The organism is Mycobacterium kansasii ATCC 12478, assembly GCF_000157895.3.
In the GTDB taxonomy this organism is placed as follows: Bacteria; Actinomycetota; Actinomycetes; order Mycobacteriales; family Mycobacteriaceae; genus Mycobacterium; species Mycobacterium kansasii.
Genome location: NC_022663.1, coordinates 2,510,259 through 2,530,115, shown reverse-complemented (window position 1 = coordinate 2,530,115; position 19,857 = coordinate 2,510,259). Strand labels below are relative to the sequence as shown.

The window sequence follows — 19,857 nt, the reverse complement described above, 5'->3', positions numbered from 1 at the left end:
GACTGCAGGATCGACGTCTTGAGTCATGGCCACATCGTTGTGCTGAGTTCCGCCACCCCGGTGTAGTTGCGGTGCGCCAGCTCAGCGTTTCGTCGTAATTCGTCGAGGCCCTCACGCATCTGCTGATCGGCAGCCATCCACTTCTGGTGGTATTCGCGCTCGGCGTCGGCGCCCGCACCTAGCCAGCTGCCGTGCAATTCGGCGACGCATTGATCCACAGCGGTGGCGATCTGTTCCGCACGCGCAGTGAACTTGGCCAGCCGATCGGCAAAGGCCAGCAGGGCATCCAAATCGACCGTGTAGCGCCGGCTCACACTGCTGGACCTTTCCGGTACAACGCTTCGAAAGCTTTCGCCGCAGTGTTTTCATGGTCGAGCATGAGATCCACCGACCGCATCAACAGCTGCGAATGTTCCTCCAGGATCGCCGCAGCCGTCGCAGCACCCGAATACCACTCCTGCCAGGGCGGCTGATATGCCGACGCGGCGACACCGGTCCACGTGGACGACAGCTCGCGCCACTGGCGGGCGATACTGTCCAGCTCGTCCTTAAGCTCATCAGCCTGATTGGTCAGAACATGCGCGGCCGTCGCCATCGCCTCCAACTTCATTGCCAGCTCGTAGGCCAACGGCGTTCGCTCCTTTTCGCGCGCAGGGTCAGGGTGTTCTCGGGTAAGCGTCATTGGCACCACGCTTATCCTTGACCGGCCCGCAGTTGCGTGCGTCGGGAGGGTCTGCCTCCTCGCAAGCTAGCCGCCGCGGACGTCAGCCCGACCTTCTAACTAGATCGTCGACTGATCCCACGGAGCATCGCCGATAGTCGCTGGCAGATCGGATTCCGATATGCCGTGAGCCGCTGCCCACCGCCGCCGGGCCGCCCACCACTCATCGAGGCCCCGCTCCCACGTCAGGGCGTCCGTGTGTACCGGCCAGCCCGGGAATTCCAGCAGCTCGCGCGGTAGCGTCGCACCGTCGTAACGGCGTCGCATCACGCGCCCCTCTCGTCGTCGCGGTTGATGAGTGCCAGCAGCCGGCGGCGTCGTTCAGCCCAGGCGTCCACCGCTCGTCGGTACGCGACGGGCGTCGAGTACCGACGGCCGTTGAACAGAAACCCCAGTAGCGGATCAACAGGCCGGCGCCGCATCATGCACCCGCGATCCCGTAGACGCCCCTGGCAGCTCCACGCCGCTGGGGACGACGCAATACAGACGGGTCGTCCTGATCGCCACTCGGCAACCGCAGCGACGCGGCGAGCCGGGCCAGCACTATCCGCTGCTGCTGCGCAGCCGTCAGCGCCGGATGCGCCTTCGCCCCGTGCGGACCTTCCACCCACCAGGCCGTCGCGCTCGGTGATCGCATGCAGCTCGTCGAGCGGGTCGACACAGCGCACCATCTCCCTAAGCAAGGCCAGTTCGTGCTGCTCAAGCTCATACCGGGCCATAACGTCACGCCACAGCACCCGCCCGCTCGATCGTGCGCCCTTCGGCGGGGCCGGTATCTGCGCTCTCGCCATCGTCAGCTCCTGTTCTGACTTGAACTCCGTTGTGTTCCAAAGGTTTTTGCGCTACTTCCCCCCCACACACAAAGCCAAAAACGTGCGCGCCGCAATTGCCAAGGCCAGTCGTGCGGCGCGGGCCTGGTCGTCAAGGCCGAGAATCTGCGGCGGCATGCTCTCTGCTAGACCACCTCAAGGTCGGCGCCGTGGTCATGTCGTGCCCAGTACCGTATGCCGTCAAGGATGAAGTCGGAGCCGGTGTGGGCTATGGCTTCCCGGGCGCGGCGCTTGCCTCGTCTGGCCCATTCACGCGGGATGCGGATATGGCCGTTGATGATGGGCAGCGCCTCGACTGCGGCGACCCCGACACCGAAGAGAAGAGCCAAGGCTTGCATATCGAGCATCGGTTCACCGCCAATTTCCTTGATGGTGACGACAATGATGTTGGTCACGCGGATGTGCCTTTCTGGATAGGGATTCGATAGTGATGGACCTGTCTGCCTGGTAAGGGTTGGCCCGGCCGCACGGTGTTGCGGCAGGCATCGCCGGGAGGGGCGCCACAGAGGCCGCAACGTTGCGTCAGGGACGCGGCGATGTCTTGGGCGTCGGCCGCGAGTTCCGGTTCACCGTGGCCGCGCATGCGTTCGTTGCGCAGCACGAGCTTGCACTCTTGGCACAGGCCGGTGATCTCGTGCGGGTTCAGCAATGCGGCGTCGCAGATGGCGCATGAGGTGGGGATGCCGGTCATGCCGCTGACCCCTCCCGACTCTGGCGTGCCGCTGGCACCGGCATCGGGTCGTTGCCGGGCCGTGGTGCCTGCCGGTGCCCGCGCGGGGTTGGGGCCGGATCACCGGGTGGTGCCGGCGGGCGGGATGAGTTGAGATCGGCGTTGGGTACATAGATGGCGCATAGGCCATGCCGCAAGGCCACCAACTCGGGGCGCGCAGCGGTCATGACGCCAGCTGCCGGCACCATTGGCACGGCTGCGGCTGGTCGGCGCAGAGGCAGCCGGGCCGCCGAAAATCAGTGCCAGAAATAGCGGAGGGTACGTGTAGGGCACCGCTGCTTTCTTGCCCTCTTCTATGGGGGCTAGGGGTATGTAACGCTAAATCTGGTACTGATTGGGGATCGAGTGCGTGCGGATTGATACCGTCGGTCAGGCTGTAGTACCAGCGCGTCACGTCCTTACCCGACCAGGTGATCTCTTCCTCCTCGCAGTCCAGCACGCCGAGCATGTGCAGCGCCTGCAACTGACGGTCGACGGTGGCGCGGGGTTTGCCGAGTTCTTTGCGGATGTCGGCGGTCGAACTGTGTGGGTGCTTGGCCAGGTAGTCGATGATCGCCAGTCGCAGCGGCGGCATGGAGTCGCGGGCACAGCGGATCGCTAGGCGCACCGCGGCGGCCCGGTCCATGCCGAGAGCCACCCCGCCGCGCACCACCTGCGCCAGCTGCTTGGCGAAGCGGGTGGGCATCTCCGGGGCGTGCGCGTCGATCACATCACCGCGGTAGTCGTACTCGACGCCGGTGCGGGCCAAGGTCACCAGATCGGCTGCCGCCAGCAAGACGTCCGTCTCGGCCGTAACAGCGATGGGGCGGGTGTCCATCCCGGCCAGGACACCTGCCACCGCGTCGGCCAGTTCGGCGCGCATCCTGATCTCAGATCCGGTGTTGCCGATGGCCTTGCGGCCGGCGGCCTGGCGCCCGACAGTGCTGTCGATGCGAATCAGCACAAACCGGTCGCCCATGGACGCGATCGCGCTGTGCGCCTTATCCCACGCAGTCGTCACAGCACCGATGGCAGCAATACGCCCAGCCCAGTCGAGGGTAAGCCCGCCATCGGTGCCGACATTGCGGGACCAGCGCCCGTCATACACCTCACGCAACGCGCCGAGGACTTCGGCGCGCGCTTCGCCGGACATTGACAAGATGCTGGTCACGTCCTTGACTACCAGGACGCCGCGCGGCTCTAGCTTGCGCAACAAACCGCCGGTCGCGTCCTTGGCGCGCTCGCGTTTGGGGCTGGCTGAGAGTAGCGCACCGGGTGATGAGATGGTGCTGGTGACGATTGCACCGATACCGTCGAGTGCTTGCACGGTCTCGGTTTTGGCGTTGCCGGACCCGGAAATAAGCAGCAGCCAGAGCGGATCGCCATCCAGCCGCTCAACGGCCGCTGTGGCGAGTACCGCATCCACCGCGTCGGTGTCGTAGTCGTCGCCGAGCCAGCGGCGAAATACGGCGTGCGCGTCGGCGAGTGAGATCGGTTGCGCCCCCTGTGTCTCCGCCACCAGCGCCGCCGCGATGTCATCCACCGACTCGACCCGTTCGGGCATCTCTTCGGCGACGCGGGTTCGGACCTCGTCGAGGTTGGCCGCGAGTGCCTGCCCGACCGCCCACGCGAGGACGCCGGCCCACTCGGAATCGGCGACGCTGCCGGTGCGGCGGACGCCGGTCGACCCGCCGAGCGCCACCGCGCCGAAGAAGATCGGCTTGAGCGCGGCGATCGCCTCGGCTGCCGGAAAGTATCCGGCCCGAGCCTCTTTCATTGCGCCGGTGACGACTGAGACCGCACTCATGTGGCAGGATTCGCCGCGCTCGATCTTGCCGGAAAGCGCAGACACCCAGCTGCGCAACACTTCTGGGCGACTAGCGGCACGGTGCTCTGCGAGGAATGCGGCCACTACAGCATCGCTGACGGCGTCCTCGGCAGATGCGGCGTCCGGGAGCAGCTCGGCGATGTCGGCGGGCAGCACTGGGACGATACCTGCATGCGCCCAGCGGTATTCGCCGCCTTCGGGGTGCCATGACGGTGCGGCGATGATGACGCCGTTGGCGCCGCGGATTTCGCCCCAGGCTCCGCCGAGACGCCCGGTGCCGTTGCCCAGTGTCTGGCCGGGCGGCATCGCGAAAACGTAGTGCCCTCGCCGCGGCGTGTCCGGTCGGCTCGATTGGTGCGGCGCTGTGTCGAGATGCCGCGCCAGGACATCCGGCATGGCATCCGGGTCGTCGACGTCGAACACCACGGCGCCGGATCGGCCGCAGTGCAGCGCAATTCCGTGGTCGGTGGCCGCGTACCAGGCGGCGATGACCTGGGGGTCGCTGCTGGACTTGTGGTGCCATTCGTGGCCGACGATACCGCCGGGGTGTTTGCCCGCTTTGCCGGCGACGCGCCGGACCGGCAGCACGTACCACCCGGCGGCGGCGTAGGCCAGCGCGGCGGTGAGGCAGTCCGCGTCGGCGGCGATCTCGGGGATGGCCAGCTGAATACCGTCACCGCTATCCACGAGTTGCGATGCCTGCGAACGCTTCTCGGCCACTACGCCACCCCCCGCGGGATGTACGCACCGGTGCGCACCGCGTTGGGGACGCGCGTCGCTGAAGACTCCGAACATCTTTTGCGGGTCACCGTCCGCCAATTCGTACCATGCCGGCGTGCCCGGCCAGGGGTCTCGCGCCATATCGGCCGCGCAGGACTGGGGCGCGCATTGTCGAGCAATTGCCCGACTCAGACGGCAAGCCGTTGGCCGAGGGCGAGTGGAGTCCCTCGGTGAGGTTGTTGCCATCGTGGATTGAGTTTGACTTCGACAATCGCCGCGGTGGGCCAGATCTCCACTGCCGCGTTGAGTTGCGTCACGATGTGCCCAGATTGGTTGAATTAAGTTGGCGCGCAACAGAAGATCAGAGGGAGATTCGCCAGAAAGACCTCCGCGAAACGGAGGTCGCAACACTTGTAAACACCATCTACGGAACATGCATCTTCGAAGTGCGTGATGTTTGGCGCGACAGGGACGGCGCGGCGGTACGCGCTCAGCTAGGTGAAATCGACGAGAGCGAGCAGTGGCGGGCCATCCGCGGGTTTCTGCACGACCTTCGCGCGGGTCGGCGACATGTCAACGCGGAGCTTCTGCGCCAGGTCGCCGAGGTCTACCGCGCCAATATCGACAAGGCCCCCGCTGAGGCGGTCGGACGAACATTCGGAGTCAAACAGAGGATGGCGCACGAGTATGTGCGGCGCGCACGGGAGCGCGGATTTCTGCCGCCCACAACGCAAGGCAAGAAGAAGGCGTGAGGTCTACATGAGTCGCCAACAGTTACAACCACAAATCAGGAAGGTCGAGGTCGTCGACCGTAGCACTGGAAAACGCGCCGTGCGCTACCAAGTCACGGTCGACGCGGGCAAGTCGGCAGACGGCAAGCGCCGCCAGGTGCGGCGGCGCTACGCCTCGGAGCGCGAAGCGCGCGATGCTCTCGCGAAGATCACCGGCGGCGTTGTCGACGGCACTTTCGTCGCTCGCTCCGCGCTTACTATCGAACAGGCATGGTAGCGATTGGCTCGCTGGCTTGCACGACATCGAGCCGACGACCCCCGTGCGTACCACCCGGACACCCTGTCGGACTTCTGGCGAGAACTGTGCGGCGAGGCCAAGGTGCGACAGATCCGGTTGCACGACGCCAGACATTCCTGCGCCTCGATCATGCACGCGCCGGGCGTCCCGATCGCAGTTATCTCGGCGTGGCTCGGCCATGCCGATCCGGCGTTCACCATGCGGACCTACGTTCACGCGCAGAACGATGCATTGAAGGCGGCCGCTGCCGCTTTGCAGAAGGTTGTGACACGGTCGTGACACCGAAGCCTTGGATCGAGCGCTCTCTCAGCACACTGCCTGCGAAGTTTGCGCAGCTAGATGAGTAAGTCGAGCCCCCTGTCAGGATTGAACTGACGACCGCTCGCTTACAAGGCGAGTGCTCTACCACTGAGCTAAGGAGGCCTGGTTAACCGGTGCCAGCCTAACGGGTCAGTGCTCGCTGTCGATGATGCGTTGCGAGCGCACCGACCGAGACGACGAGCGTGGCCGGCGGCCCGGCAGCGGGATGCGCTCGGCGATGTTGCTGAGCGGGTTGACCACCATGGTGAGCGCAATGACGGCGTCTTGCAGCGTGGCAATCGCGGGCTCGAGCGCCTCCATGCCCGGCGCCAGCCGGGCCAGGGTGTCGGCCACGCCGGCGAGTTGTTCGAGGGGTCCGTTCTTCGACGTCAGCTTGTCGATCAGGCCGCCCTCGGCGAGCAGCCGATCGGCCAGCCCGTCCTCGGAAAGCACCCGTTCGACCAGGCCGTCTTCGGCCAGTATCTGGTCGGCCAGCCCGCCCGGTTGCAGCGCGCGCTGCATCGCACCTCCCTCGGCGGTGAGGCGGTCCAGCAATCCGCCGGGCGCGGTCAGCAGGTCGACCACCCCACCCGGGCGCAGCATTCGGTCCATCGGCCCGTCGGGTGCGATCGCGCGTCCCAGCGGTGCGTCTTCGTCCAGGAGCTTGGCCAGCCGGTTGGCGCGCACGATCGCCTCTTCGATCCCCAATACGCTGGCCATGGCGTTGGACCCGGCATCGCCACCGGTCTCACCGAGCGCTTGCTTCGCCAGTCCGACCGCTGCGCCGGCTAGGTTGAGGCTGGTTTCGGCGGCGGCGAGACCGGCACGGGCCGGCAGGGTAGCGATCGCCACGAGACTGTTGCCGAGATTCATCCTGCGAGTCTATTCGCGACGCGACCAAATAATTGCGCATGGGTTCAAGCCAATCAGCCGACTCCTGGCAGACTATTATCAGTCGACTGCCAACGAGCTCTCAGGAAGTACTCAATGAACGTGAAGCTAGTACTCAACTACGTGCTGCAGGAATGGTTGTCATGACCGCAGTGAACCCGGGAGAAGCCGGCACACCGGAAGCTCGCATCCTCGTCGTGGACGACGAGGCCAACATTGTCGAGCTGCTGTCGGTGAGCCTGAAGTTCCAGGGATTCGAGGTCCATACGGCCAGCAACGGGGCCCAGGCGTTGGACCGGGCCCGGGAAGCCCGCCCGGACGCGGTGATCCTCGACGTGATGATGCCCGGCATGGACGGCTTCGGGGTGCTGCGCCGACTGCGGGCCGACGGCGTCGATGCCCCCGCGTTATTCCTGACCGCCCGCGACTCCCTGCAGGACAAGATCGCCGGCCTGACTCTGGGCGGCGACGACTATGTGACCAAGCCGTTCAGCCTGGAGGAGGTTGTCGCCCGGCTGCGGGTCATTCTGCGCCGCGCCGGCAAGGGCAGCGCCGAACCGCGCAATTCCCGCCTGACGTTCGCCGATATCGAGCTCGACGAGGAAACCCACGAGGTGTGGAAGGCCGGCCAGCCGGTGTCGCTGTCGCCCACCGAGTTCACCTTGCTGCGTTATTTCGTGATCAACGCCGGCACGGTGTTGAGCAAGCCGAAGATCCTCGACCACGTGTGGCGCTACGACTTCGGCGGGGATGTCAACGTTGTTGAGTCCTATGTCTCGTACCTGCGCCGCAAGATTGACACCGGCGAGAAGCGGCTGCTGCACACCCTGCGCGGAGTGGGCTACGTATTGCGGGAGCCACGATGAGCGCGCTTCGTGTGGTGCCCGGCCCGGCTAGGTAGTGGAGTATGGCCACGCACCGTCGACGCGGAATACCGCTGCGGGTAAGCCTGGTCGCGGCGACCCTGGTTCTGGTGCTGTGCGGTCTGCTGGCTTCGGGCGTTGCGGTCACCTCGATCCTGCGGCACAGCCTGATCAGCCGGATCGATTCGACGCTGCTGGACGCCTCGCGCACCTGGGCGCAGTCCCCGTGGAAGCATTCGATGTCCAACGGGGAAGGGCCCGATCCCGCCCGGCCGCCGTCGAAGTTCTACGTGCGCGGCATCAGTCCCGACGGCCACACCGTCACGGCCATCAACGACCGCAATGCCGAGCCGGCGTTGCCTCCTAGCAACGACGTCGGCCCGGATCCGACGACCCTGCATTCGGTGAACGGCTCCGATATCGAATGGCGCGCGGTCTCGGTGCACGGCACTCATGGCGGCCTGACCACAGTGGCCATCGATCTGTCTGACGTCCAGCACACGGTTCGATCGCTGGTCTGGTTGCAGATCGGCATCGGCGCTGCCGTACTGGTTGTCGTCGGTATCGCCGGCTACGCGGTGGTGCGCCGTAGCCTGCGGCCATTGGCCGAGGTGGAACAGACCGCCGCGGCGATCGCCTCCGGACAGCTGGATCGCCGCGTCCCCGAGCGCGATCCCCGAACCGAGGTGGGCCGACTTTCGCTGGCGCTCAACGGGATGCTGTCCCAGATCCAACAGGCGGTAGCGGACTCCGAATCTTCTGCCGAGAAGGCCCGCGGGTCCGAGGATCGGATGCGCCGATTCATCACCGACGCCAGCCACGAACTGCGCACGCCGCTGACCACCATTCGCGGCTTCGCCGAGCTGTACCGCCAGGGTGCCGCCCGCGACGTCGCCATGTTGCTGTCTCGGATCGAGAGCGAAGCCAGCAGGATGGGCCTGCTGGTGGACGACCTGCTGATGTTGGCCCGCCTGGACGTCCAGCGGCCGCTGGAACATCACCAGGTGGACTTGCTGGCGTTGGCAAGCGATGCGGTGCACGACGCGCAGGCGATCGACCCCGAGCGCACGATCACCCTGGAATTCCTGGAAGGCCCCGGCACTCCCGAGGTGCTCGGCGACGACGCGCGGCTGCGCCAGGTGCTGAGCAACCTCGTCGCGAATGCGTTGCAGCACACCCCGGCAAGCGCCGACATCACCGTCCGCGTCGGCACCGAGGGTGACGATGCGGTGCTCGAGGTGGCCGACAGGGGACCGGGCATGAGCCAGGAAGATGCGTCGCGGGTTTTCGAGCGCTTCTACCGCACCGACTCGTCACGGGCACGAGCCAGCGGCGGTACCGGCCTGGGACTGTCGATCGTCGACTCCTTGGTCAGGGCTCACGGCGGTGCTGTCAGCCTGGCGACCGCGCCGGGGGAGGGGTGCTGTTTTCGCGTCACCCTGCCGCGTGTCAGCGAGGTTGCGGCTCAGGTCAGTTGAGCCAGTGCGGCCTTGATCTTGGCCTGCGCCTCGTCGAGTGACTCCGGCGACGGGTTGCGGTCGACGTTGGCAAATCCGAAGTCACGCAGGCTGCGGGTGGGGAACACGTGGATGTGCAGATGCGGGACCTCGAGCCCGGCGATGATCACGCCGGCCCGTTCGGTGTGGAACGCCTTGCACACTGCCTTGCCGATCAGCTGGCTGACCTGCATGACGCGGGCGAACACCGCGCCGTCCACGTCCTGCCACTGGTCGATTTCGGCGCGCGGCACCACCAGCGTGTGGCCTTGGGTCATCGGCTCGATCGTCAGGAAGGCGACGACGTCGTCGTCCTCGTAGACGAAGCGGCCCGGTAGTTCGCGGTTGATGATCTTGGTGAAGATCGACGCCATTCGTCCAGCATAGGTGGGCGCATCGGCGGCCCGCGGTCACCCGAACAGGTTGGGCGCGGAGCCGAAAAGGCCACGCGCCACCGAGTTCACCACGTCCGCGGCGGTCGGCAAGCCGACCAGTGACCCGTGTGAGAAATACGGTCCAGCATCAGGGGTCAGCGACGAATAGCCGTCGTTGACAATCGGCTGCAGAACCGAGTTGAGGGTGTCGACGATCGGTTGTGGAACACCGATATCCTTGAGCGGCAACAACATTGGCAGAGTTGGAGCGGGAATCATGTAGGTGGTGATGGCGCCGCCCAAGGAGGTGGTCGTACTGGACACCTGCACCGCGTCCGACAGCGAGGCCAGTGATGCCGTGTTGTGGTAGTAAGCCGCCCCGAACAGCGAGTTCACCGCTGCCGGCAGATTCCAGGGTCGATCGGGCGGATTGCCCCAGAAATCGTATTGGCCGTACACCACGCTGACGTCGTACTGGGTGTTCGGTAGGCCCTGCACCGTGTAGTTGATCAATGGCACGGTCATCCCGTTCGGCAGGTAGATGTTCGCCAGACCGAGCTCGGGGCTGGAGAACATGGCGAACTGCAGAGCATGAGGCGGCGGAGCGCTCGGGTTGGCTGCCAGGTAAGCCAATTCGCGGTTGACGACGATGGTGCCCTCCGACAGCCCGGCGATGTGTACCGGTGAGCCGCTACCGTTGGCAAACGCATTCATGATCTGGTCGTTGAGCGCTCGCTGTCCCATGGCGACGGCGTCGTTGGTGGTGGGAGCGGCCAGGCTACCGCTGAGGATGCCGATGCTGGCTGGGTAGTTGACCAGTTGAGCGGTGGTGCCGGGGAACCAGTTCTGTCCGATGGCATGGTTGAGCAGCTCGTACCCCTGCAGGATTGATACCGAGCTTGGCCCCGGGACGCCGCCCTGAAGGAGCACCTGCCCGAGGTAGGGCAGCGTGGTGATGAAGTTCGGGTAGTACAGCGGCCCTGCGCCGGGCACCGTGATCCTCGTGCCCGCCGCCGCGGTGGCAGTCGGGGCAAGACCGGCAGCGCCACCCATAGCCATCGCGCTACCGGCGTTGCTGAATGGCTGGCGGCCCAACAGTGCCCGGGCCGGAACGTTGACCGCGTTCCGCAGCGTTCGCTCAGCGTTGGCGGTCTCGGTGGTCAGATACGAGCTCGCGGTTGCAGCCATGGTGCTTACGAACCGCCGATGCAACTGCGCTGCTTCTGCGACGACCGCCTGGTATTCCAGGCCGTGCGCGCCGAACAACGCCGCAATGCGGGTGGACACCTCGTCGGTGGCCGCGGGCAGCAACGACGTTGTGGAATTGGCGGCCAGCGCGTTCGCCGCGCTGACCGCCGAACCGATCTCGGCCAAATCGCCGGCGGCAGTGACCAGCAACTCGGGAGCTGCCACGACGTACGACACTGGTGCCTCCTGGCGGAGCGAACACGGGCAAACATCAACGCCGTGTGGGCCCGACGCAATCAGTGGCTGTGAGGGTACTCGCCGCTGGCGGCCTGAGCGTGGCTTTTCACGGGCCGGAGCAGCACCAGCTTTTCGGGGCAGGCATTCACTATCGAGATTGGATCACCGCCACGTTGTTGTCGCGCTTGGTGACGTAGACGGTGTGGGTGCCCGGATCCGCGGCCAGCCACCCCCCGCTCTTGCCGAGGGGCACGGTGGCGGTAACCCGGTAACCCGGTAACTTGGAACAGCCGACGGCGCGGCAGAGTGGGAACTGGCGGTAGGACCCTGACCACCCGAAGAGCCCCGGCATCCAGCTAGGGACACGGCTGACACGACTGCTCCGATGACCGCCAGCACGCCCCTCAGCGCCGGTATCGGCGCGAGCCGCCAGTGTTGTCGGGTTGGTTGATCATCGGCGCTGGCGATCATGTGCACGCTCCTGGCCGTCTGTTGCCCGGTTGCAGCGTGCGCCCGGCGCCTCACCGCCGTATGCGAATTCGAGCTGTTGGTTGCCGCCGAGCACTCTGAACCGCCGGTCCGTCATCTCGAGGCGAAACCGTTAACATCGCGTTGCCGTGTCGTTGTCCGCGATCGCGACAATCCACTTAACCCAATGCGCGGGAGGGGCCCCGGTGCGGTTTCCCACAGCAATGCTGGCTGTTCCTACGGCATTTCTGGCCGCGTGCGCGATTTCTCTTGTGCCCGCGGCGCTTTCCCGGAACCTTCCACCGAACGCGCGGGCGGCAGCCATGTTCGGCCCGTTGGCGCCGCCGAATCCGTTCATGGCGCCGAACGGGTTGGCGTCCATGCACAACGACGCCGCCTCGGCCGACGCGGGACCGCTACCCGGACCCGGAGCCCGGCCCTCCGCGATTCTGGCGTACCCGCTGGTGGCCGCGTGCCCGACCATCACCCAGGGGACCGACGGCCTGGTGCTGGCGCTGTGCACCTCCGACATCACCCAGGCCCCGGTGGTTCACCTGATCGATCCCAACGGCATTGTGCCGCGGGTCATTCCGCTGGCCAGCATGGATATCGCCAAGGGCGGCCTGCTCGGTGGCGTCTATGCGTACCTGGACAACAACAACCAGCTGGTGATGATCGACGGAACCAACCATCTGCTGCGCATCGCTCACGCCAAGGACGGCAAGGGCTGCTGGCAGCTGATCGTCACCGAGTCCACCGATGTGTCCAGCGTGATACCGCCCGGCGACCAATCCGTCGGGGTGGTCCCCGATTACCTGGGCAATGTCTGGTTCGCCACCGGCACCGGCGTGGTGGGCGTGGCAAAAACAGGTGGGGGTGTTGCCAGCGTGCAATTGCCCGCCGGTGAGCAAGTGGCGAACAGCATCTCGGCGGCACCGAGCAATCGCGTCGCGGTCGCCACCACCTTCGCCCTCTACGAACTCAACCTGGACGGCATGGGCAACCCGCAGATCCTGTGGCGTCAAGCCTACGATCGCGGACCGGCCCGCAAACCAGGGCAACTGAGCTGGGGAACAGGCTCCACCCCAACCTATTTCGGCCCGACGGGTGCCGACTACCTGACCATCGTGGACAACGCCGATCCGCTGGTTCACGCGTTGGTCTACCAATCCGGAACCGGCACGCTGTTTTGCGAGCAACCGGTGCTGACCCAAGGCGGCCCCGGCAGCGAGAACTCTCCCATCGGTGTCGGGAATTCGATGTTCATCGCCAGCACCTACGGCTACCCCTATCCGGCGGTCCCGGCGGGCGCCGGTCCGGCAGTGCCGCCGACAGCGCCGTTCGTCGGCGGGATGACCAGGGTGGACGTCGAGCCCACCGGATGCCGCACGGTATGGGACAGTCGAACTCGCAGCGCCGCATTGCCGCATCTGTCCATCGCCGACGGCCTGATCTACACCATCACCCGGATCGGATTGGACAACACCACACCACTGGATGTTTTCGCGTTCGCCGTCATCGACCCTGACAACGGGAGAGTGGTTCTGCAGCAACCGAAATCGGCTACCATCCTCAGCGACCCGATTCAAACGGCCTGCATGGTGCTGATGGGTAACAAGATCATGCAAGGCAACATCACGGGAATCGGCCGGATCGGCTGATACGCCTATTCCTCCTTGCCGAACGTCATCATGTCGAGGTTCCAGTAGCCGCGCATGTTGGTGATCAGCCCCACGTCGTCGACGCGATAGGTGAATATGCCACGGACCTCGCTGGTGAAGCCGCCTGGAAACCTGCTGCGCAGCACCAGGATATGGGCGATTTCGTTGGGCGAACTCGACGGGAATGTCTCCTCGCAGGTGATCGTCAACTGATTGGCCGCGATGTTGGTGTCGTAGAAAGCGGCAACGCCGTCCTTGCCGCGCACCCCGGTGCCGTCCGGGTTCGTGACGGACTCGCCGATCGGGTCCTCGATCACCACATCGTCGGCCATCAACGCGAGCCAACCCTGCCGATCGTGAGCTTGCACGCAGCGCCACGACGATTGTGACGCCGTCAGTGCCGGAGATTGGGCCGTCTGGGTCATCGATCGGCGTCCGTGAATCGGATGACGCCGCGAATATTCTTGCCGTCCAACATGTCCTGGTAGCCGTCGTTGATCTGCTCCAGCCGGTACTGGCGGGTGATCATGTCGTCCAGGTTCAGCTTCCCGGCCCGATACATCGACAACAGCTGCGGAATGTCGTACTGCGGGTTACCGCCACCGAAGATGGTGCCCTGCAGGTTCTTCTGCATCAAGGTCAACATCGCCAGGTTCAGCGTCACATTGGTGTCCAGCAGGCTGCCGATGGCGGTGAGCACGCAGGTGCCGCCCTTGGCGGTGATGGTCAGGTAACTGTCGATATCGGCGCCCTGGAGTTCGCCGACGGTGATGATCGCCTTCTTGGCCATCAGACCGTAGGTGACCTCGGCGATGCCCATGAGCGCGGCGTTCATGTCGGGATAGACGTGAGTGGCGCCGAATTTCAGCGCCTGGTCGCGCTTCCACTCCACCGGCTCGACGGCGAAGATGTAGCGCGCGCCGGCGGCGACCGCGCCCTGCAGCGCGGCCATCCCGACGCCGCCCAGACCGACGATGGCGACGTCGTCACCGGGCCGGATGTCGGCGGTGCGCACCGCCGAGCCGTAGCCGGTGGTGACGCCGCAGCCGACCAGGCAGGCGACCTCGAACGGGATCGACGGGTCGATCTTCACTACCGAGCTGCGGTGCACCACCATGTAGGGCGAGAACGTGCCCAGCAGCGTCATCGGGTAGACATTTTGCCCGCGGGCCTGAATGCGGAAGGTGCCGTCGCTTACCGCGGCGCCGGCCAGCAGCCCGGCCCCCAGATCGCAGAGATTGCGCAGCCCGGCCTGACAGGTGGGGCACTTCCCGCACGACGGGATGAACGACAACACCACGTGATCGCCCGGGGCGATGTCGTCCACACCCGGACCCACCTCGGTGACGATCCCGGCGCCCTCGTGTCCGCCCAGCACGGGGAAACCCGCCATCGGAATACCGCCGGTAACCAGGTGGTTGTCGGAGCGGCACATGCCCGCCGCCTCCATCTGGATCTTGACCTCGTCCTTGACGGGGTCACCGATTTCGATGTCCTCGACCGACCATGGCTGGTTGAATTCCCAGATCAGAGCGCCTTTTGTCTTCACGGTAGACATGACCTCATTTCGCCGTTGAATTGAGACTGCCCGGCCCCATCGTGCCGAGCATCGGTGGTGACGAGTACCACAGGGCACCCCCGGTGGCGCCAGCATAGCGCGCCAAACAAAACAAATGCTTGGTTGGGTCCCGGCGGGCGGCTCACCACAGCGGTACCGGAGCCTGGCCCAGTGGGTAATACCCGGGCATCTTTTCGCCTGACAGGCCCCGGTCGATCCGTTTGCGCATGCCCTCCGACAATTCTCCGTTCTTCATTAGCTGCATGTAGAGCGCCGAGACGTGCCCGAAGTCGAAGAAATCCCGCTGCCACTCGATGAGTTTGTCCGCGTTGAGCCGAAACCAGCTGCCGCCGATTCCGTAGACCTCCTGCCGTCCGCCGTCGGCGTCGACGACGACCTGCTTCCAGAACCCGACGATCTCGCCCTGGCGGTCGTCGACGATGACCTTCTGGTAGGGATACTGCCAATCCTGCAGGCCCTGCATCTCCAGGCCGAGCGCGATGTCGCGGATCTCGTCGATCCCGACGCACATCACGTCTTCCTTGGGGCCGATATTCCAGCCATAGGTGGCATCGGCGGCGTAGAAGCCGGCCAGCGGCGTCCAGTCGCCCGCTTTTTCGCAGTCCTCGTTGGCCCGCAGCCACGACTGCACCCACTCGTCGAGTTCGGCGCGTTCGAAAGACACCATTTTCACCAGCCCTCTGTCAGTCCTGTTGTTTGATGAAAAGAGCTTGCGTGGGGCATGATCGGACCGCTCGCTCGATTTCCGGGCGCGCCTCCTCGGGCGGCTGCGCGTCGACGATCTCGACCTTGCCTCGCTTGGGCACCCGGAAATAGTCGGGCGCCTCCAGTTCGCACATCGCGTGGCCCTGACACAAATCCGGGTCGGCCTCGATCCGGTAAGCCATGGTCAGCCGCTTCTTCTGCGGCGGTAGCGCACGGTGGCCGGCCGCGCCAACTGCACCACCATCTTGGAGTGGTCGTTGCGGTAGCTGTCGGGCGGCTGCGCCATCTCGAATTCATACTCGCGCAACAACACCGAGAAAATCGCCTTGATCTGCATGGTGGCGAACGCCGCGCCCACGCAGCGATGCCGGCCGGCGCCGAACGGAATCCACGTCCATCGGTTGATCAAATCCTCTTGGCGCGGCTCGTCGTAACGCTGCGGCACGAAGTCGTCGGGATCGGGGAAGTCTTCGGGAATCCGGTTCGAGATCGCCGGTGAGGCCGCCACCAGTTCGCCTTCGTGTATCGGGTAGCCCTCGACCTCGAACTCGCCCTTGGCCACCCGCATCAGAATGATCAGCGGCGGGTGTAGCCGCAGCGTCTCCTTCAGCACGTTCTCCAAATGCGGAATCTGGCGCAGCGCATGGAAACTCACCGGCTGCCCGTCTGCGTAGAGCTCGTCGAGCTCGGCGATCACCTCGGCGTAGGCGTCCGGATGGCGCAGCAGTTCGATCAGCGTCCACGCCGAGGTGCCCGAACTGGTGTGGTGCCCGGCGAACATCAACGATATGAACATGCCGGTGATCTCGTCGGCGGAGAACCGCGGGTGGCCGGCCTCGTCGCGGATCGAAACCAGCACGTCGAGCATGTCGCGGTCGCGTTTGTCGATGGGCGGGTTGGCGATCCGCTGGTGCATGATCTCTTGAACCAAAGCCACCAACCCTTTTCGGGCTTCGTCGCGTCTGCGGAAGCTGTCGATCGGCAGATACGGGTCGACGTAGCACAGCGGGTCGGTGCCGCGCTCGAGTTCGTGATAGAAGTGTGCGAATCGTGAGTCGAGCTGGTTGCGGAACTTGGTGCCGATCAGGCACGAGGTCGAGGTGTAGATGGTCAACTCGGCGAAGAAGTCCAGCAGGTCGATTTCGCCTTCGTCGCACCAGTTCTCGATCATCCGGTGCACTTCGCGTTCGATCGTCGCGGCATGGCCCTTCATGTGCTCACCGCGCAGCGCCGAGTTGTGCAACATCTCCTTGCGGCGCTCGGGGCTGGCGTCGAACACCACCCCCTTTCCGAAGATCGGCGTCATGAACGGATAGGCCTGCGCCTGGTCCAGCTCCTCGTCGGAAGACCGGAAGAAGAACTCGTTGGCCTTGGCCCCGGAGAGCAGGACGACGTGCTTGTCCGCCAGCTGGAACCACCCCACGTCGCCGCACTCGTCGCGCACCCGCTGCATCAGGCCGATCGGGTCGGTCCGGAACTCTTCGAGATGCCCGTGTTCGTCCTGGCCGCCGGACACTCGCGGCACGATGGCTGTGGTCATGAATCCAGCGCTTCCTTGTCGACCCTGAGCTGGTGCCGCTCTGCGGCGGCGGCCAGCGGCGCTTCGGGCTGCAGCTCCATGTTCACCACAAAGCCGCCCCGGGGCGTCTCGGCGACAAACGTGATGGCCCGGGCGATATCTGAGGCCCGCAGGAAATAGTTGTGGCGCGCCTGACCCCATTTGGCCCAGTCCTGCAGGGCCGGTCCGATCGACTCGACGGGCAAGCTCCAGCCCATCCCCGTCTTCGTCGGGCCCGGGTGCACGATGGACGCGCGCACCCCGGTGCCCTCGAGCTCCATCTGCAGGTTGGTCACCATCGCCACCAGCCCGGCCTTGGCCGCCCCGTAGGCGCCCATGTGCGGACGCTGGCGCAACGCCACATCGGAGCCGACGAAGATCAGGTCACCGCGCTGGCGTTCCAGCATGCCCGGCAGCACAGCCGTGGCCAGGCGGTTGGCCCCGATCAGGTGAATCCGGACCTGTGACTCGAAGGTCTCGGTGTCGGTTTCGTGCAGCCTGCCGAAATAGGTGTCGCCGGCCCCGGCGACCAGAACCTCGATGTTGCCGAGCTTTTCGGTCGCGTCGCACACGAAATCCGTGACCGATTCGGGATCGGTGACGTCGAGCGGTAACGCCACCGCCGCGCCCCCGTCGGCTTGGATCTTCTCGGCGATCTCCTGGCATTTATCCACGCGCCGCGCACCCAGCGCGACTGGAAACCCATGGGCGGCGAGCTCTATCGCGGTGGCCGCGCCGATGCCCGAGGACGCGCCGGCAACAATCGCTGGCCTGCGGTCCGGGTGCGGTGGAAAGCGTGGCATTCAGCGGACCTCCACGGCTATGGGCAGGGCGGCGAACCCGCGGACATTGCTGGAGTGGACGCGGACGGCATTGGCCTCGTCGACTTCATATCCGCGGATTCGCTTGAACAGTTCGGTGAGCGCCACCCGGGCCTCCATCCTGGCCAGATGAGCCCCCAGGCAAAAGTGCGCGCCGCTGCCGAAACTCAATAGCCTGGAACCGATTTCCCGGCCGATCAGATACTCGTCGGGCCAGTCGAACACCCGCTCGTCGCGATGCGCCGACCCGGGCAGCAGTAACACGACGTCGCCATCGGGAATCCGGGTGTCGTAGAGCGTGAGCTCGCTCACGACGGTGCGGGCCAGGATCTGGCTGGACGTGTCGTAGCGCAGGGTTTCCTCGACCCACAGCGGCACCCGCGACAGGTCCGCGTAGACCGGCGCCAGCTGGTCGGGGTTCCGATGACCCCAATATGCCGCATTGGCAAGGAGTTTGGTGGTCGTCTCGTTACCGGCGATCACCATCAGGAACATGAACCCGAGGATCTCCTCGTCGGTGAGCCGGTCGCCGTCGATCTCGGCCTCCAGCAGCGCCGAGGTCAGATCGTCGGCCGGCGTCGCGCGACGCTCGGCGATCATCTGCTGGTAATACAGGATCAAGTTGATCGAGGCCTCGATCGCCGACGCCGGCACGTCGGTGACGCCGTCCTCACGGTGCATGACGCCGTCGGCCATGGCCCTGATTCGGTCGCGATCGGCGACCGGCACGCCCATCAGCTCGGAGATCACGTCCATCGGCAGCTTGCCGGCGAATTCGGCGACGTAGTCGACGGTTCCGGACGCGGCCTTGTCCAGCATGGTGTCCAGGTGCTGCACGGCCAGCTCGGTCACCCGCGGCTCGAGCTCTCGAATCCGGCGCGGGGTGAACCCTTTTGACACCAGCGTGCGCAACCGCAGATGTGCAGGGTCGTCCATGGCCAGAAATGACATCGTCTTGGCGGCATGCGGACCGCGGGACACCGGATCGAGTGAAACGCCGTCGCGGTTGGACAGCGTGGTGCTGTTGCGGAAACCCTGATGCACGTCCCGGTGCCGCGACAACGCCCAGAAGCCGAGTTCTTCGTTGTGGTACAGCGGGGCCTCGTCACGCAGCCGCCGGTAGTACGGGTACGGATCCTCGTGGAAGTCGTAGTCGTAAGGATCCAGGACCACGTCGGACTTGCCGGTATGAATAGTCATGCGTCACCGGCCTTCTCGGCCCCGGCCAGGATCAGCCGCACCGCATCGGCCAGGCGGTCGGCGATCTCGTGATAGGTGAACTCGCCGCTGCCGGCTTGCACCAGCGCCCCGAAAAACGCCATCTGCAAGGCGGATACGGTGGTGGGCTCGGCGCCGGGTCCAATGGCCGACGCGATGCGCCGGTGGATCTCGACGCCGATACGCTCGCGGGCCGCGCGTACCGCGGGGTCTGCGCCACCGCCGAGCAGCGCGGTGGTGCACGCGGCGCCGACCTCGGGTTCGTCGGCGACTACCAGCGCCAGGTGCCGCAGCGCCTGATCCACCCTGACGGGCATCGGGACGTTGACGTCGGTGAAGTAGGGGACTTGCCGGACCAGGTCGAGGTAGACCTCGGCGATCAGGTGATTCTTCGACGAGAAGTACGTGTAGGCGGTGGCCGGAGCCACCTTGGCGCGGGCAGCCACCATGCGCACCGTCAGGTCGGTGTAGGAGTTCTCCCGCAAGGTCTGCATGCCGGCTGCCAGCACCTTGCGGAACGTTTCTTCCTGGCGCCGGTTGCGTGGCCGGTCGTCGACTGCCTGCGCGGCCCGATCCGTCACCGCCACCAGTGCATCGCTGGACACCTGTCCAAACTAGCGGACGGTTGTGGCGCCGGGCAACCATGCTGGCTGAAAATCCA

Annotated in this window: 25 protein-coding genes and 1 tRNA gene; 6 read left to right on the top strand and 20 right to left on the bottom strand. The window is 65.5% G+C overall.

The genetic code is table 11. From position 1 onward, the window contains the following. Nucleotides 1-23: 23 nt before the first annotated feature. The 7 genes from MKAN_RS10870 to MKAN_RS29590 all read right to left on the bottom strand — a co-directional run bounded on the left by MKAN_RS10870 (nt 24) and on the right by MKAN_RS29590 (nt 4,808). A complete protein-coding gene (locus tag MKAN_RS10870; protein ID WP_023368222.1) occupies nt 24-314 on the bottom strand; it encodes a WXG100 family type VII secretion target in 291 nt (96 codons plus the stop codon). Continuing rightward, entirely contained in the window at nt 311-628 is a 318-nt protein-coding gene (locus MKAN_RS10865; RefSeq protein ID WP_036395443.1) for a WXG100 family type VII secretion target, read from the bottom strand. Before MKAN_RS10865 ends, MKAN_RS10870 begins: the two co-directional genes overlap by 4 nt. 153 nt (nt 629-781) lie before the next feature. After that, on the bottom strand, nt 782-988 hold the full coding sequence (locus tag MKAN_RS10860) for a hypothetical protein (protein ID WP_023368218.1): 207 nt from the start codon (nt 986-988) through the stop codon (nt 782-784). A gap of 154 nt (nt 989-1,142) precedes the next feature. Next, nucleotides 1,143-1,358: a hypothetical protein gene (locus tag MKAN_RS31940; RefSeq protein WP_225722885.1), complete on the bottom strand. Its 216-nt coding sequence runs from the start codon at nt 1,356-1,358 to the stop codon at nt 1,143-1,145. A 318-nt stretch (nt 1,359-1,676) separates the two neighbouring features. Further along, nucleotides 1,677-1,946, bottom strand: coding sequence for a hypothetical protein (locus MKAN_RS10855; RefSeq protein ID WP_023368215.1), 270 nt, complete (start codon nt 1,944-1,946; stop codon nt 1,677-1,679). Continuing rightward, a complete protein-coding gene (locus tag MKAN_RS28770) occupies nt 1,943-2,242 on the bottom strand; it encodes a zinc finger domain-containing protein (RefSeq protein ID WP_051404528.1) in 300 nt (99 codons plus the stop codon). The genes MKAN_RS10855 and MKAN_RS28770 overlap by 4 nt, the downstream gene beginning before the upstream one ends. Before the next feature lie 202 nt (nt 2,243-2,444). Then, nucleotides 2,445-4,808, bottom strand: a complete 2,364-nt coding sequence (locus tag MKAN_RS29590) for a bifunctional DNA primase/polymerase (RefSeq protein ID WP_160937838.1) — start codon at nt 4,806-4,808, stop codon at nt 2,445-2,447. Nucleotides 4,809-4,987: 179 nt separating this feature from the next. On the opposite strand from MKAN_RS29590, the gene MKAN_RS31110 reads away from it, so the two are divergent. The 3 genes from MKAN_RS31110 (at nt 4,988) to MKAN_RS32725 (ending at nt 6,116) form a co-directional block, all read left to right on the top strand. After that, on the top strand, nt 4,988-5,560 hold the full coding sequence (locus tag MKAN_RS31110; protein WP_023368211.1) for a hypothetical protein: 573 nt from the start codon (nt 4,988-4,990) through the stop codon (nt 5,558-5,560). Nucleotides 5,561-5,567: 7 nt separating this feature from the next. After that, on the top strand, nt 5,568-5,816 hold the full coding sequence (locus MKAN_RS32730; RefSeq protein ID WP_306769733.1) for an Arm DNA-binding domain-containing protein: 249 nt from the start codon (nt 5,568-5,570) through the stop codon (nt 5,814-5,816). Between the two features lie 102 nt (nt 5,817-5,918). Beyond that, complete coding sequence (locus MKAN_RS32725; protein WP_332909378.1) at nt 5,919-6,116, top strand: tyrosine-type recombinase/integrase; 198 nt, start codon at nt 5,919-5,921, stop codon at nt 6,114-6,116. A 72-nt stretch (nt 6,117-6,188) separates the two neighbouring features. Here MKAN_RS32725 and MKAN_RS10825 read toward each other — a convergent pair. Together MKAN_RS10825 and MKAN_RS10820 are read right to left on the bottom strand one after the other, a co-directional pair. Further along, nucleotides 6,189-6,260, bottom strand: a tRNA-Thr gene (locus MKAN_RS10825). Nucleotides 6,261-6,287: 27 nt separating this feature from the next. Next, nucleotides 6,288-7,010, bottom strand: coding sequence for a hypothetical protein (locus tag MKAN_RS10820; protein WP_023368205.1), 723 nt, complete (start codon nt 7,008-7,010; stop codon nt 6,288-6,290). A gap of 161 nt (nt 7,011-7,171) precedes the next feature. On the opposite strand from MKAN_RS10820, the gene phoP reads away from it, so the two are divergent. Next, on the top strand, nt 7,172-7,894 hold the full coding sequence (phoP, locus tag MKAN_RS10815) for a two-component system response regulator PhoP (RefSeq protein WP_036395445.1): 723 nt from the start codon (nt 7,172-7,174) through the stop codon (nt 7,892-7,894). Nucleotides 7,895-7,935: 41 nt separating this feature from the next. Further along, nucleotides 7,936-9,369, top strand: a complete 1,434-nt coding sequence (locus MKAN_RS10810; RefSeq protein ID WP_023368201.1) for a sensor histidine kinase — start codon at nt 7,936-7,938, stop codon at nt 9,367-9,369. On the opposite strand, the gene MKAN_RS10805 is transcribed toward MKAN_RS10810, so the two are convergent. The 3 genes from MKAN_RS10805 to MKAN_RS10795 all read right to left on the bottom strand — a co-directional run bounded on the left by MKAN_RS10805 (nt 9,357) and on the right by MKAN_RS10795 (nt 11,538). Beyond that, on the bottom strand, nt 9,357-9,761 hold the full coding sequence (locus MKAN_RS10805; protein ID WP_023368199.1) for an HIT family protein: 405 nt from the start codon (nt 9,759-9,761) through the stop codon (nt 9,357-9,359). The genes MKAN_RS10810 and MKAN_RS10805 overlap by 13 nt on opposite strands. A 36-nt stretch (nt 9,762-9,797) precedes the next feature. Continuing rightward, nucleotides 9,798-11,186 (bottom strand): PE-PPE domain-containing protein, encoded by a 1,389-nt coding sequence (locus MKAN_RS10800; protein ID WP_023368197.1) that lies wholly within the window; start codon nt 11,184-11,186, stop codon nt 9,798-9,800. Between the two features lie 148 nt (nt 11,187-11,334). Further along, on the bottom strand, nt 11,335-11,538 hold the full coding sequence (locus MKAN_RS10795; protein ID WP_023368195.1) for a hypothetical protein: 204 nt from the start codon (nt 11,536-11,538) through the stop codon (nt 11,335-11,337). A gap of 322 nt (nt 11,539-11,860) precedes the next feature. Here MKAN_RS10795 and MKAN_RS10790 point away from each other — a divergent pair, with 322 nt between their 5' ends. Then, nucleotides 11,861-13,315 (top strand): hypothetical protein, encoded by a 1,455-nt coding sequence (locus tag MKAN_RS10790; RefSeq protein WP_080674061.1) that lies wholly within the window; start codon nt 11,861-11,863, stop codon nt 13,313-13,315. Between the two features lie 5 nt (nt 13,316-13,320). On the opposite strand, the gene MKAN_RS10785 is transcribed toward MKAN_RS10790, so the two are convergent. The 8 genes from MKAN_RS10785 to MKAN_RS10750 form a co-directional block, all read right to left on the bottom strand. Then, nucleotides 13,321-13,740 (bottom strand): ketosteroid isomerase family protein, encoded by a 420-nt coding sequence (locus tag MKAN_RS10785; protein ID WP_023368189.1) that lies wholly within the window; start codon nt 13,738-13,740, stop codon nt 13,321-13,323. Further along, nucleotides 13,737-14,864 (bottom strand): NDMA-dependent alcohol dehydrogenase, encoded by a 1,128-nt coding sequence (locus tag MKAN_RS10780; RefSeq protein WP_036395447.1) that lies wholly within the window; start codon nt 14,862-14,864, stop codon nt 13,737-13,739. The genes MKAN_RS10785 and MKAN_RS10780 overlap by 4 nt, the downstream gene beginning before the upstream one ends. Before the next feature lie 151 nt (nt 14,865-15,015). Then, complete coding sequence (locus tag MKAN_RS10775) at nt 15,016-15,561, bottom strand: nuclear transport factor 2-like protein (protein ID WP_023368185.1); 546 nt, start codon at nt 15,559-15,561, stop codon at nt 15,016-15,018. Between the two features lie 16 nt (nt 15,562-15,577). Beyond that, nucleotides 15,578-15,781 carry a ferredoxin gene (locus MKAN_RS10770; RefSeq protein WP_023368183.1) on the bottom strand — a complete coding sequence of 68 codons (204 nt, stop codon included), beginning with the start codon at nt 15,779-15,781 and terminating at the stop codon, nt 15,578-15,580. A 2-nt stretch (nt 15,782-15,783) separates the two neighbouring features. Beyond that, entirely contained in the window at nt 15,784-17,139 is a 1,356-nt protein-coding gene (locus MKAN_RS10765) for a cytochrome P450 (protein ID WP_023368181.1), read from the bottom strand. Continuing rightward, complete coding sequence (locus MKAN_RS10760) at nt 17,136-17,960, bottom strand: SDR family oxidoreductase (protein WP_023368179.1); 825 nt, start codon at nt 17,958-17,960, stop codon at nt 17,136-17,138. Before MKAN_RS10760 ends, MKAN_RS10765 begins: the two co-directional genes overlap by 4 nt. Beyond that, nucleotides 17,961-19,178: a cytochrome P450 gene (locus MKAN_RS10755; RefSeq protein WP_023368177.1), complete on the bottom strand. Its 1,218-nt coding sequence runs from the start codon at nt 19,176-19,178 to the stop codon at nt 17,961-17,963. After that, on the bottom strand, nt 19,175-19,801 hold the full coding sequence (locus MKAN_RS10750) for a TetR/AcrR family transcriptional regulator (protein WP_023368175.1): 627 nt from the start codon (nt 19,799-19,801) through the stop codon (nt 19,175-19,177). Before MKAN_RS10750 ends, MKAN_RS10755 begins: the two co-directional genes overlap by 4 nt. Nucleotides 19,802-19,857: the final 56 nt, after the last annotated feature.